Annotated in this window: 14 protein-coding genes; 7 read left to right on the top strand and 7 right to left on the bottom strand. The window is 71.8% G+C overall.

Features of this window, described 5'->3' with window-relative positions:
* Positions 1 to 34: 34 nt before the first annotated feature.
* Positions 35 to 1,036 carry an ATP-binding cassette domain-containing protein gene (locus DEJ06_RS06250; RefSeq protein WP_111022661.1) on the top strand — a complete coding sequence of 334 codons (1,002 nt, stop codon included), beginning with the start codon at positions 35 to 37 and terminating at the stop codon, positions 1,034 to 1,036.
* Complete coding sequence (locus tag DEJ06_RS06245) at positions 1,033 to 1,881, top strand: ABC transporter permease (protein WP_051596514.1); 849 nt, start codon at positions 1,033 to 1,035, stop codon at positions 1,879 to 1,881. Before DEJ06_RS06250 ends, DEJ06_RS06245 begins: the two co-directional genes overlap by 4 nt.
* 15 nt (positions 1,882 to 1,896) lie before the next feature.
* Here the strand turns inward: DEJ06_RS06245 and DEJ06_RS06240 are convergent, their stop codons facing one another.
* On the bottom strand, positions 1,897 to 2,559 hold the full coding sequence (locus DEJ06_RS06240) for a response regulator transcription factor (RefSeq protein ID WP_110864486.1): 663 nt from the start codon (positions 2,557 to 2,559) through the stop codon (positions 1,897 to 1,899).
* A complete protein-coding gene (locus DEJ06_RS06235; protein WP_111038772.1) occupies positions 2,556 to 3,791 on the bottom strand; it encodes an ATP-binding protein in 1,236 nt (411 codons plus the stop codon). The genes DEJ06_RS06240 and DEJ06_RS06235 overlap by 4 nt, the downstream gene beginning before the upstream one ends.
* Before the next feature lie 114 nt (positions 3,792 to 3,905).
* Between DEJ06_RS06235 and DEJ06_RS06230 the strand changes: the two genes are divergently transcribed.
* From DEJ06_RS06230 to DEJ06_RS06215, 4 genes are all read left to right on the top strand, one after another.
* On the top strand, positions 3,906 to 5,321 hold the full coding sequence (locus tag DEJ06_RS06230) for a PspC domain-containing protein (protein ID WP_181437340.1): 1,416 nt from the start codon (positions 3,906 to 3,908) through the stop codon (positions 5,319 to 5,321).
* Positions 5,318 to 5,596 carry a hypothetical protein gene (locus DEJ06_RS06225; protein ID WP_111038770.1) on the top strand — a complete coding sequence of 93 codons (279 nt, stop codon included), beginning with the start codon at positions 5,318 to 5,320 and terminating at the stop codon, positions 5,594 to 5,596. The genes DEJ06_RS06230 and DEJ06_RS06225 overlap by 4 nt, the downstream gene beginning before the upstream one ends.
* Before the next feature lie 154 nt (positions 5,597 to 5,750).
* Complete coding sequence (locus DEJ06_RS06220) at positions 5,751 to 7,652, top strand: amino acid transporter (RefSeq protein WP_217500037.1); 1,902 nt, start codon at positions 5,751 to 5,753, stop codon at positions 7,650 to 7,652.
* Positions 7,649 to 8,656, top strand: a complete 1,008-nt coding sequence (locus tag DEJ06_RS06215; protein WP_111038769.1) for a DMT family transporter — start codon at positions 7,649 to 7,651, stop codon at positions 8,654 to 8,656. The genes DEJ06_RS06220 and DEJ06_RS06215 overlap by 4 nt, the downstream gene beginning before the upstream one ends.
* Positions 8,657 to 8,683: 27 nt before the next feature.
* Here DEJ06_RS06215 and DEJ06_RS06210 read toward each other — a convergent pair whose 3' ends face one another.
* Positions 8,684 to 10,366, bottom strand: coding sequence for a long-chain-fatty-acid--CoA ligase (locus DEJ06_RS06210; RefSeq protein WP_111038768.1), 1,683 nt, complete (start codon positions 10,364 to 10,366; stop codon positions 8,684 to 8,686).
* 95 nt (positions 10,367 to 10,461) lie between these two features.
* On the opposite strand from DEJ06_RS06210, the gene DEJ06_RS06205 reads away from it, so the two are divergent.
* Positions 10,462 to 11,388 (top strand): oxygenase MpaB family protein, encoded by a 927-nt coding sequence (locus tag DEJ06_RS06205; RefSeq protein ID WP_071405489.1) that lies wholly within the window; start codon positions 10,462 to 10,464, stop codon positions 11,386 to 11,388.
* An 82-nt stretch (positions 11,389 to 11,470) separates the two neighbouring features.
* On the opposite strand, the gene DEJ06_RS06200 is transcribed toward DEJ06_RS06205, so the two are convergent.
* The 4 genes from DEJ06_RS06200 to DEJ06_RS06185 form a co-directional block, all read right to left on the bottom strand.
* Positions 11,471 to 12,460 (bottom strand): aldo/keto reductase, encoded by a 990-nt coding sequence (locus tag DEJ06_RS06200; RefSeq protein WP_111038767.1) that lies wholly within the window; start codon positions 12,458 to 12,460, stop codon positions 11,471 to 11,473.
* Positions 12,457 to 13,023, bottom strand: a complete 567-nt coding sequence (locus tag DEJ06_RS06195; protein WP_110864494.1) for a TIGR03086 family metal-binding protein — start codon at positions 13,021 to 13,023, stop codon at positions 12,457 to 12,459. The genes DEJ06_RS06200 and DEJ06_RS06195 overlap by 4 nt, the downstream gene beginning before the upstream one ends.
* 700 nt (positions 13,024 to 13,723) lie before the next feature.
* Entirely contained in the window at positions 13,724 to 14,284 is a 561-nt protein-coding gene (locus DEJ06_RS06190) for a YceI family protein (protein WP_027464630.1), read from the bottom strand.
* A gap of 109 nt (positions 14,285 to 14,393) precedes the next feature.
* Positions 14,394 to 14,906 (bottom strand): hypothetical protein, encoded by a 513-nt coding sequence (locus tag DEJ06_RS06185; protein ID WP_146245805.1) that lies wholly within the window; start codon positions 14,904 to 14,906, stop codon positions 14,394 to 14,396.
* Between the last annotated feature and the right edge of the window lie 701 nt (positions 14,907 to 15,607).

The raw sequence follows: 15,607 nt of genomic DNA, 5'->3' as shown, positions 1-15,607 counted from the left end.
CCCGGGTACCCACCGTGTCCGACGAAGGAGCGACATGGCCATCATCGAAGCCTCCGGGCTGACCAAGACCTACAAGTCGAAGTCCGGGCCGGTGCACGCGCTGGCCGGACTCGACCTGTCGGTGCCGCAGGGCACCGTGAAGGCGCTGCTCGGGCCGAACGGCGCGGGCAAGACCACGGTGGTGAAGGTGCTGACCACCCTCATCACGCCCGACTCGGGCACCGCGACGATCGACGGCATCGACGTGATCGCCGACCCGCAGGCCACCCGGCGGTCCATCGGGGTGTCCGGGCAGTACGCGGCGGTGGACGAGAACCTGACCGGGTTCGAGAACCTCGAGATGATCGGGCGGCTCTACCACCTGGGCCGCAGGACAGCGCGCGATCGTGCCCGGGAGCTCATCGACGTCTTCGACCTGTCCGAGGCGGGCGACCGTCCGGTGAAGGGCTTCTCCGGCGGCATGCGGCGACGCATCGACCTCGCCGGGGCGCTGGTGATGAACCCGCGCGTGCTGTTCCTCGACGAGCCGACGACGGGCCTCGACCCCCGCAGCCGGCTGGCGCTCTGGGGCATCATCGAGGACCTCGTGGCCGAGGGGGCAACGGTGCTCCTCACCACCCAGTACCTGGAAGAAGCCGACCGGCTCGCCGACGACATCGCGGTCATCGACGACGGGGCCGTCATCGCCGAGGGCACCGCGGACCAGCTCAAGGCGCAGGTCGGCGGGCACCGCGTGGTCGTGACCCTGGTCGACGAGGCCGACGGCGACGCGGCGACGACGGTGCTGCGACGCTACGGGGTCGGCGAGGTCGAGACCTCGGGCGACGGCCGAACCCGTGCCATCGCGGTGGAGGCCGGTCCGGCCGCCCTGCAGCGCGTGCTCGCCGACCTGGGCGAGGCCGGCATCGAACTCCACGACGCCGGCATGCGGCGCCCGACCCTCGACGACGTCTTCCTCCGCCTGACCGGACACGCCGCGACGGACGACGACGCCGGCGCACCCGCGGCCACCAAGCAGAAGGAGACGGCACGATGACCACCACGTCCCTCGCGCCGGGCCGCCAGCTGCCCGTCGTCGTCACCTCGCCGCTCGCCGTCTGGGTCGAGGACGGCTGGACCGTCACCAAGCGGAACCTCATCAAGCTCAAGCGGTCGCCGGACATGCTCGTGTTCGCCGTGCTGCAGCCGATCATGTTCGTGCTGCTGTTCAGCCAGGTCTACGGCGGTGCCATCCAGGTGCAGGGGACCGACTACACGCAGTTCCTGATGGCGGGGATCTTCGCGCAGACCGTGGTGTTCGGCGCGACGTTCTCCGGGTCGGCGATGGCGCAGGACCTGAAGGAGGGGCTGATCGACCGGTTCCGGACACTGCCGATGTCGGCGTCCGCCGTGCTGGTGGGGCGCACCAACTCCGACCTCGTCCTGAACTCGATCTCGATGGCGATCATGATGCTCACCGGGCTCGCGGTCGGGTGGCGGGTGAACTCGTCGCCGCTCGAGTTCCTGGCCGGCATCGCCCTGCTGCTGCTGTTCAGCTACGCGTTCAGCTGGGTCATGGCGCTGCTCGGCATGAGCGTCAAGACGCCCGAGGTCATCAACAACGCCTCGTTCATGATCCTGTTCCCGCTGACGTTCATCTCGAACGCGTTCGTGCCGAGCGACACCCTGCCGCTGGTGCTGCGCGTGTTCGCGGAGTGGAACCCGGTGTCGTCGCTCGTGCAGGCCGCGCGAGAGCTCTTCGGCAACGTCGGGTCCGCGCCGGTGCCGGACATCTGGACGATGCAGCACCCCGTGCTGACCGTGCTGATCGGGATCGCTGTGATGCTCGTGGTCTTCGTGCCGTGGGCGGTCAACAAGTACACCAGGATCAGCGCGAAGTGACGCCGGCGTGGGCGCTCAGAGCAGCTTGCGCTGCAGCGCCCACGCCGTCAGCTCGTGCCGGTTCGACAGCTGGAGCTTCCGCAGGACCTTCGACACGTGTGTCTCGACGGTCTTCACCGAGATGAACAGCTCCGTCGCGACCTCCTTGTAGGCGTACCCCCGCGCGATGAGCCGCATGACCTCCTGCTCGCGCGCGGACAGGCGGTCCAGCTCGGCGTCGTGCTGCGCCGTCTCGCCGCTGACCGCTCCGAACGCGTCGAGCACGAAGCCCGCCAGGCGCGGCGAGAACACCGCGTCCCCGTCCGCCACACGGGTCACGGCCTCGGCGACCTCGGCACTCGACGAGCTCTTCGTGATGTACCCGCGGGCGCCGGCTCGGATGACCCGCACCACGTCGTCGGCGGCGTCCGACACGCTCAACGCGAGGAACCGGGTGTCCGGGTTCTCCGGCGCAGAGCGCGTGATGACCTCGGCACCGCCGCCGCCGGCGCCGCCCGGCAGGTGCACGTCGAGCAGGACGACGCGTGGGCGGGTGGCCGCGACGAGCGTCACGGCTTCGTCGACGGTCGCCGCCTCACCCACGACCTGGAGGCCCGGTGGCAGTCCGGCGCGCACGCCGGCTCGGAAGATGGAGTGGTCGTCGACGATCGCGACGGTCAACGGGGCGGGCTCGGTCATGCGTGCTCCTCGTCCTGGGCCGCGGGTGCGAGCGGCAGGGTCAGCCGGACCTCGGTGCCGGTGTGCCCCGGCCCCGGCGCGATGGTCGCGTGGCCGCCGAGGCGCTGCATCCGGCCGATGATCGACTCGCGGACGCCGTACCGGCCCGCGGGCACGGAGTCGACGTCGAAGCCCGGGCCGCGGTCGCGGATGCTGAGTTCGACCCGGTCACCGGCGGTCTCCGCGTACACGCTCACGGTCCCACCGGCGTGGCGGGCGGCGTTGAGCATCGCCTCGCGGGCGGCGGCGACGAGCCCGTCCGGCAGGTCGCTGCGGGCGGGTCCGACCGCGATGACCTCGATGCGGGCGGGGTACTCGGCCTCGATGTCCACGGCGGCGTCCCGCAGCTGCGTGCCGAGGTCGCGCGCCGGTTCCGCCCGCTCGGTGAAGAGCCAGGACCGCAGCTCGCGCTCCTGCGCCCGTGCCAGCCGAGCGGCGTCCGAACCCGGCTCGGCCTTCTGCTGGATGAGGGCGAGGGTCTGCAGCACCGAGTCGTGCAGGTGTGCCGCGAACTCGGCGCGCTCGAGGTCGCGGACGCGGGCGGCGCGTTCCTCGGCGAGGTCGCGGACGAGTCGGACCACCCACGGGGCGACCACGACGGCGACCCCGACCAGGACGGCCACCGCCGCGGTGAGCACGGTCCAGACGTTCGGGCGGCTGCTCGTCGTGAAGAACAGCAGGATGCCGAGCACGACGAGCACCAGGGCCCCGAGCGCCCGGACGACGAGGGCGGATGACCCGGCCGTGCGGACGTTGCGGAGCGCGTCGAACTGCCGCCAGGCGAGTGCGGCACCGGTGACGACCACGACGCCGGGGACGATGACCTCGAGGGGGACGGCCACCCCCATCCGCGCTGCGACCACCGCGCCGGCGGCGGCGAGCAGAGCCACGCCGAGCAGGATCTCGACGACCGGGGCACGCCGGGCGGACGCGGTGGTCTCGTCCTGGTCGACGACGGCGGCCGGGGTCAGCACGGACTTGAGCGGTGCACGTCCGGCGGTTGCCCCGGCGGCGGCGCTCGGCACGGTCGCCCAGAGCCAGGCGTAGAGCAGCAGCCCGGCGCCACCGCAGACCACCAGGACCGCGGTGGCGAGCCGGACGGCCCCGACCGGCAACCCGGTGTGCGCCGCGAACCCGCTGCAGACCCCGCCGACGACCCTGGGGGTCGGGCGCGTCATCGTCGCGGTGGCCATGGGGCAATCCTGGCACCCGGACGGCGGTCGCAGCAGGGTCCGGGGCCGAGATCAGGGACCGGTCAGGGGGAACCCCGATGGTGTCGGCGCAGCACTGCCGGGATGCTGGTGGCCATGACCGATCACCAGCACGACTCCGCTCCCGGCACCGCCGCCGGCAGCGCCGACTCGACGACCCGGTTCTTCGACTGGGTCCGCGGCCTCGGCATCGCGCGCACCGACGACCGCTGGCTCGCCGGCGTGTGCGGTGCCGTCGCCCGCCGCACCGGGCTCGACCCGCTCGTGGTCCGCGGCGTGACGATCGTCGTCGCGCTGCTGGGCGGGCCGGTCTTCCTCGCCTACGCCGTCGGCTGGGCGCTGCTGCCCGACACCGCCGGACGCATCCACGTCGAGCGGATGATCCGCGGGGTCCTGGACCCGGCGCTCATCGCGATCGGCGCCTTCGTGGCGCTCACCTTCGTGCCCGCCGCCCGCGGCCTCTGGTGGCAGGGGGTCCCGGACGCCTGGGGGATGCCCGGCTGGCTCGAGGCGACCCTGGCCACCGCGTGGAGCATCGTGCTCGTCGGCGGGATCGTCTGGCTCATCGTGGTCCTGGCCCGACGCGGGGTGGACGGTGAGCGGACCGCGAGCACCGGCACCGGCACCGGCACCGGACCGACCGCTGCACCGCGGGGCGACTTCTGGACCAGCCCCGAGGAGCCGCACCCGGCCCGGAACGCGTGGACCGCGGAGGCGACCGGCGCGGCGGACGCGGGACGGGCCTCCTGGCAGTGGGGTGCGCCCGCGAGCCCCGAGGACCGGCGACGGCAGCAGGAGGAGCGGATGCGCGCGGAACGGGAGCGGGCGGCCGAACGGCGGGCCGAGCGGGTGGAGCGGCGACCCGGGGCGGCGTACGTCGCCGTGTCCCTCGGACTCGCACTCGTCGCCGGAGCCGGGGTCGCGTTCTGGGCGCAGCAGGCCGGGTGGTCCGTCCCGGTGCTCGGGATCGCCGCGGCGCTCGCGGTGCTGGCGATCGCGACGATCGTCGCCGGGATCCGCGGCCGCGACGACGACGTGCTCGGACTGTTCTCGACGGTCGCCGCGGTGGCCCTGGTGGTCACCGGGGTCCTGCCCGCCGGCACCCAGGTCTCGCTGATCGGTGGCACCACGTGGCAGGTCGAACGGGCCGCCCCGGGGACTGAACGGAACTTCGCGATGCTGGCCGGCGGTCCGACGCTGGACCTCCGCGGGCTCGAGCCGTCGGCGGTCGGGGGCGACGTGAACCTCTGGCTGGGCGCCGGCGGGGCCGAGGTGCTGCTGCCGACCGACCTGCCGGTGCGGGTCGAGGTGAGCGGTGTCGGCTACGGGGTCGACACCGGCGGGGGCGACGACGACGGCACCGGTGGGGTGCTCCGGACCACCACGCTCGAGAACCGTGCGGCACGCACGGCCGATGCGGACGAGACGACGACGGTGCACCTGTGGATCCTCGGCGGCGGCGTCGACGTGCCGCGGGCGATCACGGTCGGCGAGCGAGGAACGGGACGATGACGAACGACGGAACGACCAACGACGAGACGACTGCCCCGATGGCTCCACCGGCGGCTCCCGACGGGCCCGTCCAACGGCCCGCCCGCCGTGGCGCGCGCTTCGGCACGATCCTGTGGGGTGTCCTGATGCTCGTGTTCGCCGGGGCGATGGCCGTGAGTGCGCTGCCGATGTTCTCAGTGGACACCACGACCCTGCTGCTCGCCGCCTGCATCGCCGCCGGTGTGCTGCTGGTCGTGGCCGGGATCGTGGCGACACTGTCCCGCACACGGCGGTAGTGGGAGCACCCCGTCCACAGGACCGTCCGGGTGTGCACGGGGGTCACCCGGACGGCTTAGCATCATCCACGTGACCGCGACAGACGCCGAGCGGGCCGCCCAGCGCGACGCCACCGAGCAGCCCCTCGACCGCAGCACCCGCCTGCGCCGGTGGATGCTGCACGGGGCCGACCAGGGAGCCTCCCACCAGGGCCCGCACCAGGTCGAGGTCGAGAAGACCCACCCGTGGTGGCGGGTCATGTGCCTGACCGGTGTCGACTACTTCTCCACCCTCGGGTACCAGCCCGCCATCGCCGCGCTCGCCGCGGGGCTGCTGTCGCCGATCGCGACGATCGTCCTCGTGCTCGTCACGCTGTTCGGGGCGCTGCCGGTCTACCGCCGGATCGCGCACGACAGCTTCCGCGGCGCCGGGTCGATCATGATGCTCGAGAAGCTCCTGCCGTGGTGGGCGGGCAAGCTGCTCGTGCTGGTGCTGCTCGGGTTCGCCGTGACGGACTTCATGATCACGATGACCCTGTCGGCGGCCGACGCCACGGCGCACATCGCCGAGAACCCGTACACGCCGCACTGGTTCACCGAGATCCCGGTGCCGCTCACCCTGGCGCTGCTGCTCCTGCTCGGCATCGTGTTCCTGCGCGGGTTCAAGGAGGCCATCGGCATCGCGGTCGGCCTCGTCGCGGTGTTCCTCGCCCTGAACGCCGTCGTCATCATCGTCGCCCTCTGGCACGTGTTCGAGAACCCGATGGTGGCGAGCGACTGGTGGTCCGGGCTGACGGCACAGCACAGCAACCCGCTCGTGATGGTCGGCATCGCCCTGATCGTGTTCCCGAAGCTCGCGCTCGGCCTCTCCGGGTTCGAGACCGGTGTCGCGGTGATGCCACAGGTCCGCGGCGACGCCACCGACGACACCAGCGACCGACCCGAGGGCCGGATCCGTGGTACCAAGCGCCTGCTGACCGTCGCGGCGCTCATCATGAGCTCGTTCCTCATCACGTCGTCGATCGTGACGACGTTCCTCATCCCGCAGCGCGAGTTCCAGCCCGGCGGCGGTGCGAACGGGCGCGCCCTGGCGTACCTGGCGCACGAGTACATGGGCGGCGTGTTCGGGTCGATCTACGACTTCTCGACCGTCGCCATCCTCTGGTTCGCCGGCGCGAGCGCGATGGCGGGGCTCCTCAACCTGGTGCCGCGGTTCCTGCCGCGCTACGGCATGGCACCGCAGTGGGCTCGTGCGGTGCGTCCCCTCGTGATCATCTTCACGCTCATCGCGTTCGTCATCACGATCATCTTCCAGGCCGACGTCGACGCTCAGGGTGGCGCCTACGCCACCGGCGTGCTCGTGCTCATCACGAGCGCCGCGGTCGCGGTGACGCTGTCCGCGCGCCGCAAGCAGCAGCGCAAGCGCACCATCGCGTTCGGCGTGATCTCGGTCGTGTTCGTCTACACCACCGTCGCCAACGTGATCGAGCGGCCCGACGGCGTGCGGATCGCGGCGATCTTCATCATCGCGATCGTCGTGGTGTCGCTCATCTCGCGTGTGCGGCGTTCGTTCGAGCTCCGGGCATCGTCGATCGAGCTCGACGCGACCGCCCGCCAGTTCGTCGAGGCCGACGCCGACCAGTTCAGCTCCGTCTGCATCATCGCGAACGAACCCGGCGCCGGCACGGCCGAGGCATATCGGGCCAAGGGGCGCGAGGAACGCCGCGACTCAGGCATCCCGGCCCGCGTGCCGACGATGTTCCTCGAGGTCCTGCCCGCCGACTCGTCCGACTTCGAAGAGGACCTGGTGGTCGAAGGCCACGTCATCCACGGGTTCCGCGTGCTCAAGGTCCGTTCCGGCAACGTCCCGAACACCATCGCGTCGACGCTCCTCGCCATCCGCGACCTCGCCGGGGTGGTGCCGAGCATCTACTTCGAGTGGAACGAGGGCAGCCCCATCCGGAACGCCCTGCGCTTCGTGTTCACCGGCGCCGGCGACGTCGCCCCCGTCACGCGCGAGGTCCTGCGCGAAGCGGAACCCGAAGTGAACCGACGGCCGAGCGTCCACGTCTCGTGAGCCACGGACCGGGCGCGCGGCGTGCCTCCAGGCCCGTCGGCGGCCTGGCGGCGATCGCCGTCGCGGCTGCGGTCTGGGGCACCACCGGGACCGCGACGCACTTCGCGCCCGGTGTGCCGGCGTTCGTGTTCGGCGCGGTCACCTTCGGGCTCGGCGGCCTCGTGCTCGCCGCGACCGCTGGTCGGGGCACGCTGCGAGCCGTCGCCCAGCGCCGGACCCGCGGCTGGGCACTGCTCGGCGCCGCGTCGCTCGTGGTCTACGCGGTCGCGTTCTACGCGGCCCTCGCCGACGCCGGGGTCGCGCTCGGCACGACCCTGGCGATCGGCTCGTCGCCCGTCTTCGCCGGCCTGGTCGAGTGGGTCGCCGACCGGAGGCGCGTCACCCGCCGGTGGGTCGTCGCCACCCTGGTGAGCGTGGTCGGCATGGTCGTCGTCACCCTCGCGCGCTCCGAGCACGACGGCGGCGGGCGGTCACTCGCGGTCGGCGTCGGCAGCGCCCTGGTCGCCGGTCTGACGTACGCGCTGTACTCGTGGGCGGTGGCGCGGGGGATGCACGCCGCGACGAGCCGGATGCCGATCGCCGTCGGTCGCGCGGAGTCCGACACCATGCCGGTCGGCGGGGACGTCGGGGTCGCGGCCGCACGGGCTGCCCGCGGGCCGAACGAACGCGGGCTCGTCGGCGCGGTGTTCGGGGTGGCCGCGGTGCCGCTCGTCGTGCTCGCCGTGGTGGCGGGCGGGCCGTTCTTGACCGACGCCGGCAACTGGCCGGTGTTCCTCTACCTGGCGCTGGTGCCGACGGTGATCGGTCACTCGCTGTACGCGCTCGGCCTCCGGACGGTGACGGCGTCGGTCGCGACGCTGCTGTCGCTGCTCGAGCCCGTCGTGGCCGCGGTGCTCGCGGTGCTCGTGGTGGGGGAGCGCCTGGGCGTCGGCGGATGGGCCGGCATCGTGCTGGTGGTCGCCGGGCTGTCCGTGCTGGCGCTGCCCGCGCGGCGCGCCCGCTGATCAGCGGCGGCGCCCGGCGCCCGCGCGTCAGCCGTCCAGGATCTGGTCCCGCACCTTCCGCCGCAGCACCTTGCCGATCATCGAGCGCGGCAGGTCCTCGACCACGACGACCCGGCGCGGCACCTTGTACGCCGCCAGGTGCTCGCGTGACCAGGCCCGGAGCGCGGCCGCGTCGAACGTCGAGGGGTCCTTCGGCACGACCGCGGCGACGACCTGCTCGTTGCCGCCCTGCGTGATGCCGACGACCGCGACCTCCTTGACGCTGGGGTGCTTGAGCAGGGTGTCCTCGACCTCGGACGGTGACACGTTGAAGCCGCCGGTGATGATGAGTTCCTTGAGGCGGTCGACGATCCGGACGTACCCGTCGGCGTCGATGGCCACGATGTCGCCGGTGCGGAACCAGCCGTCGGGCGTGAAGACCTCGTCGGTGGCCTCGGCCTTGCCCCAGTAGCCGCGGAACACCTGCGGGCCACGGACCTGCAGCTCGCCGGGCTCGTCGATGCCGAGCACCTTCGTGTCGTCGTCGGGGTCGACCACGCGCGCCTCGGTGGAGGACAGCGGCAGGCCGATCGACCCGAGTCGACGCTCGGGGGAGACCGGGTTGGCCATCAGGACCGGGGAGCACTCGGACAGGCCGTAGCCCTCGACCAGGTAGCCGTCGGTCCGGGCCTCCCACGGTTCGACGATGTCCTGCGACAGCGGCATGGCGCCGGAGATGCCGATCTCGATGCCCTTGAGCGACACCTTCGCCGAGTCGGCCGCGTGCTGCAGCCGGGCGTAGATCGGCGGCACGGCCGGCAGGAACGTCGGCGGGTGGCGCTTGATCGCCGTCAGGACGAGGGCGGGGTCGAACGCGGGGAAGAGCACGAGCCGCGAGGCCATGCTCATCGCGAAGGTCAGGCAGAGCGTCAGGCCGTAGGCGTGGAACATCGGCAGCACCGCGTACACGACGTTGTCGCCGCGGCGGATCTGCGGCACCCACGCCCGGGCCTGCGCGGCGTTCGCTAGCAGGTTGCGGTGGCTCAGCACCGCGCCCTTGGGCGTCCCGGTGGTGCCGGACGTGTACTGGATCAGCGCGACGTCGTCGGTGGCCGGCCGCGGGTGCCGCTTCGACAGCTTGCGGGTGTCGGCGAGGTCGTCCCACTTGACCGTGCCGCGCACCTTCGCCGTCAGCTTCGCCCGGGACTCGCGGGCCTTCGCGACCGGCAGCGACAGGGCGAGCCGGGTGCTCCGGGGCATGGCGCGGGTGATGTCGACCGAGACGATCGCGTCGAGGTGCACGTCGGCCGGGAAGTCCTGCAGCGTCGCGACGGACTTGTCCCACGCGATGGCGACCTTGGCGCCGTGGTCCTCGAACTGGTGGCGGAGCTCCCGCGGCGTGTACAGCGGGTTGTGCTCGACCACGATCGCGCCGAGCCGCAGCACCGCGTAGAACGCGATGATGTGCTGCGGGCAGTTCGGCAGGACGATGGCGACGCGGTCACCCGCGCCCACGCCGAGCTTCCGCAGGCCGTTCGCCGCGCGGAGGATCTGCTCCTCGAGGTCGGCGTAGCTCGTGGTGCGCTTGAAGAACTCGAGGGCGACCTGCCTGGGGAACTTCCGGGCCGACTGCTCGACCAGGTCGTACAGGGAACCACTCTGTTCCTCGATGTCGTGCGGGACCCCCGGGGCGTACGAGGCAAGCCAGGGACGAGGCGTGTCGATGCTCACCCGACCCAACCTAGTGGGCCACCCCCGTGCACGCTGGGAGGGCCACTTTGCGCGATGCCACCCCCGTGCCCAGGTGACGGACGGAACATGACGACATGTCCACTGTCTCCGACGTCTTCCGGTCCCGCCTCAACCAGACGTTCACGGGTGGTTCGACCGGCACGGAAGCCTGGATGGACGACCTGGAACACGGCACCGACGCGGGCTTCTTCGGTCCGGGCTCCGCCACGTGGGCGGTGCACGGCGGCAGCCACGGCATCGTCGCCGGCGTGCGGGCACTGCTCGTCCAGGCGCTGCACCCCGGCGCGCTCGCCGGCGTCGCCGACCACTCCCGGTACCGCGAGGACCCGTTCGGCCGCCTGGCGGGCACCAGCCGGTGGATCGCGACGGTCACGTACGGCGACCGGCAGACCGCCCGCAGCGGCAGCGACTGGGTGCTCCGGCTGCACGAGCGGGTCCGCGGGCAGTACGTCGACGCGCACGGCACCGCCCGCCCCTACGCGGCGAACGACCCGGACCTGGCGCGGTGGGTGCACCTCGCCTTCACGGATGCGTTCCTCCGCGCCGCCCAGCGCTGGGGAGGCCCGATCCCCGGCGGCGCCGACGCTTACGTGCGCGAGTGGGCCGAGGCCGGGCGGCTCATGCGCATCGTCGACCCGCCCGAGTCCGAGGCGGAGCTCCGTGCCCAGATGAACGGATACCTCGACCGCGGCGAACTCCTGGTCGACTCGCGCACCCGCGACGTCGTCCGGTTCATCAAGGACCCGCCGCTGTCCCGCCTGCTGCGACCCGGCTACCGCGCGGTGTTCCAGGGCGCCGTGTCCACGCTCGACCCGCGGCACCGGTCGCTCCTCGGCCTCCGTGCGCCGATCGTCGGCCCGGTGGAGCTGCCGGTGGTCCGCACCACGAAGCTCGTGCTCGACGGGATCGGTGCGGTGCTCGACGACCAGACCGGTTCCGAACGGGCCGCGCGGCGGCGCATCGCGCGCCTGCAGCGCGCCGACGGCAGCGCGGTCGCCTGACCACGGCGGTCACCGCGACCACGTGACGGACGGGAGGCACGGTGCCAGCTGGCACCGTGCCTCCCGTCCGCTCGTGGGGGCGTCAGAAACCCGACGGCACCCGGGGCGTGTACGCGGACTCGAGTCGCGTGACCTCGTCGTCGGTGAGCGTCAGCGACGCTGCGGCCACCGCGTCGTCGATGTGGTGCTCCTTCGTCGCGCCGACGATGGGCGCGGAGACCGCGGGCTTGCCGGCGACCCAGGCCAGGGCGACCTGCGCCATCGGGACGCCGCGCTCGGTGGCGACGGCCTCGACCGCGTCGACGATCGCCCGGTTGGCGTCCTCGTCCTGCTTGTAGAGGGTCTTGCCGAACTCGTCGGTCTGCGCGCGCGAGCCGGACCCGGAGGCGTCCCAGGGGCGGGTGACGCGGCCGCGGGCGAGGGGGCTCCACGGGATGACGCCGACGCCGGTGTGCTCGCAGAAGGGGAGCATCTCGCGCTCCTCCTCGCGTTCGAGCAGGTTGTACTGGTCCTGCATGCTCACGAACTTCGTCCAGCCGTGGCGCTCCGCGGTGTGCTGCATCTCGGCGAACTGCCACGCCCACATGCTGCTCGCGCCGATGTAGCGCGCCTTGCCGGCCTTGACGACGTCGTGGAGGGCCTCCATGGTCTCCTCGATCGGCGTCACCGGGTCGAAGCGGTGGATCTGGTACAGGTCGACGTAGTCCGTGCCCAGGCGCGTCAGGGAGGCGTCGATCTCGTGCATGATCGCGGCGCGGGACAGCCCGGCGCCGTTCCGGCCGGGACGCATCCGGTTGAAGACCTTCGTGAAGACCTGGACGTCCTCGCGCGGAGCCAGCTCGGCGAGGAGCGTGCCGGTGATCTCCTCGCTGCTGCCGTCCGAGTAGACGTTCGCGGTGTCGAAGGTCGTGATGCCGGCCTCGAACGCGCGGCGGACGAACGGGCGGGCGTCGTCGATGCCGACGCTCCAGGCGTGCGAGCCCCGGTCCGGGTCGCCGTACGACATCATGCCGAGGACGACGTTGCTGATCTCGAGCCCCGAGTTGCCGAGGCGCTTCGTGTCGGTGGTCATGCCGTCACTCTGGCATCACGGCCTGTGACCGCGAGCAGGCGGACCTGGAGCGGGGAGTCCTCGGTGACGTCGACCGGGGGTGCGTACAGGCCGGTGGCGGCGAGGTCCTCGATCTGCGGCTCGAAGTACTCCCACACGGCGCGGACGAGCTCGTCGGGCAGGGACTCCTCGGTGCCGGTCGCCCGGGCGAGGTCCCACGTGTGGATCGTGATGTCGCTCGTCTGCTCGGTGAGGTACTGCGCGGCGGGGACGACGTCGGTGCTGAGGTGCACGGGGGTGTCCTGCGGTGCGTTCCGCCAGGCGTCGGTGGCCGCCGTGGCGAACCGGTGCCACTCGGCCACCAGGTCGTCGCCGATCGGCTCGAGGTCGGCCTGGGCCTGGGCGTAGTCGCACCCGGTCAGGAGCTTCGGGATCCAGCGCTGTTCGTCCACGACGTGGGCGACGAGGTCGCGGGTGGTCCACTCGGAGTCGGGGGTGGGGGCGTCCCAGTCGGCGACGGCGGCGACGCGGCGGCCGAACTCGGCTGCCGCGAGGGCCTGCATCGCGATCCAGTCGGTGGCCATGGTGGTGCTCCTGTTCGTCGTGCGGGCATGCTCGTGGTTGGTGCTTCTCGTGCAACTCGGGGTCCGGCGTGCGGATTCCCCTCGGTGCCGTCGCACGTGCCAACGTTACGCGGGGGCGGGGGCGGGGGCGGGGCCGGTGCCCGTCCGGCGCCCGGGCGCTCGTGCCCGCTGGTGCGCTCCTCCGCTCGGGCGCTCGTCCGCTCGTGCACGCTGGCTCCCTGTCCCGGGCGTGCTCGCGCCTCGTTCCGCGAGCGGGCGAAATGCCGCACTTCGTCCCCGCCGTGTCCCGGGCATTCCGCCCGTTCGGCCGCGCTCCCGATCTCCGCCGGGGTCGCTCGCCCACCTCCCGCCCGGGTCCTTGCGCGAGCGGGCGAAATGTCCGGCCTGCCACGGGGATCTTCACGGTGGTTCGCCCGCTCGTGGGCGTGGGCGTGGGCGTGGGCGTGGGCGTGCGCACGGGTGCCGGCGTGGGCGTGATCGCGTGGATTGACGTCAGCGTCGACTTCGGCGCCCGGCATCGTCGAGCGGGCGGAATGCCTGACGCGACAGGACGAAGGGCCAGGGTGTTTCGCCCGCTCGTGGTCGGCGGAGCGGGGCCGACAACGAAGAACGCCCCGACTCCGTGCGGAGTCGGGGCGTTCTTCTCGGGTTCGGGGAGTGCCGCTCGGTGCCCTCAGTCGGGCGTTGAGTCAGAGGTGGCTCAGGCCGCCTGGAGGACGAACTGGACGTCGAGGTTGATCGTGACGTCGTTGCCGAGCGTGAAGCCACCAGCCTCGAGCGCCGCGTTCCAGTTCACACCGAACTCGGTGCGGTCGATCTTCGTGGTCGCCTCGGCACCGAACTTGACCTGGCCGTAGCCGTCCGTGGTGAAGCCGCCCAGCTCGGCCTTGAGGACGACCGGCTTGGTGACGCCGCGCAGGGTCAGGTCGCCCGCGATGTGCAGGTCGTCGCCCTTCGCCTCGATGCTCGTCGAACGGAAGGTCAGCTGCGGGTGTTCCTCGGTGAGGAAGAAGTCGCTCGTCTTGAGGTGCTGGTCGCGCTGCTCCTGGCCGGTGTTGATCGACGCGACGTCGATGTTGGCCTCGACGGTCGATTCGAGCGGGTTCTCGGCGGTGACGACGGTGGCGTCGAACGTCTCGAACTTGCCCTTGACCTTGCTGATGGCGAGGTGGCGGACCGAGAACGTGACCTCGGAGTGGGTCGGGTCGATCTTCCAGGTGCCGGTCTTGTAGCCGGGAACGGTGTCAGCGGTGAGCGTCATGGTGGTCCTTCTTCCGAACGAGAGTCTGCGGTGCGACGCGTTCCATGCGCCTGCATCGAGTTGATACTACGCCAGTGTGCACCGTTTTGGTTGAAGCGTCAACCATTGTTCACCCAAGTGTCGCAAACCGCGCGTCGTGAGCACCTCTGGCGCCGACCTCGAGCAGCCGACGGATGCGGTGCACGAAACGGTCGACACCATGCGCGACGTCCTCTGCTGTTGCTCTGACGAGCCACCAGTCGACGTCCTTGAGGTGCTCCCCGCGCGTCAGGTCCTTCCGGAAGGTGGCTGGATCAGTGCGGTGCAGATCACTCTCGTACTCGATCGCAACCCTGGCATCGGGGTAGGCGAGGTCCACACATGCGATCCACTGCCCGTCGACGACGACATCGTGGTTGAGCGCCGGTTCCGGGAGTCCGCAGCGGACGAGTGCCAGCCGCGTCCGGGTCTCTCCGGGAGACCGAGATCCCCTCCGGATCTCATCGAGCGCGAGGCGGAGCTTCACGATGCCGCGAATGCCGCGTCGTCGTCGGACGGCCTGGGCGAGTTCGTCGAGCGTCGCCCAGCCGAGCCACCCCACGAGCGCGTCGCCCGCGACGATGAGTTCGTCGAGCGTCAGCATCGAGCCCAGCGCGACGAACGTGTCGGCCGGAGTGGTCAGCGGCACTCCTCGTGCGATCGTCGCGCGGACCGATCCGTACCGAGCTCGGTGGCCGACCGTGCCGCGAACCCGGAGCGCTTGGTCGGTCCCGATCGTCGTGACGTGCAACCGCTGATCGCGTTCGAGACGGCGGGGGAGCGGGACGCCGATGATCGCTGCCGCAGTGACGTGACTGAAGACCTGATCGGGGCGAAGTCGAGGAGCGAGCGCCCTTGCGCGTTCATCCACGGACTCCGGTGGGAACGCGGATCGGATGCCGTGGAACGGGCGGACGAGATCTCGAGCGTCGAGTCGGCCACGCGAAACGCCTCGGTGCAGCGCATCCCGTACCCGGAACGAAGCGTCGCGGAGTGCCATCGGGAGTCGGCGTCTTGCGGTCATCTCCACAGCGTGACGGCGAGCCGACCCCGAGGACGGGAGTCGGGCCTCCTCTGTGGACGGCTGGGTCGCTCTCGCCACTGTGGAGGGACGGTTGTCCCCGCGAGCGGGCGAAACACCGTGCCTGCCGCCGGGCGGCACGGAGGTGTTTCGCCCGCTCGCGGGGGTGGAGGCGATCGCAGGGAGCGCGGAAGTCGCAGCCCGGGGTCATCCAGGCGAGCGGGCGAAAGGTATGGGTGGGCTGGCAAGAGCACCGTGGCATTTCGCCCGCTCGCCTGGATGAC

Source organism: Curtobacterium sp. MCLR17_051 (assembly GCF_003234395.1).
GTDB classification, from domain to species: Bacteria; Actinomycetota; Actinomycetes; order Actinomycetales; family Microbacteriaceae; genus Curtobacterium; species Curtobacterium flaccumfaciens.
This window is presented reverse-complemented; position numbering and strand designations above follow the sequence as displayed.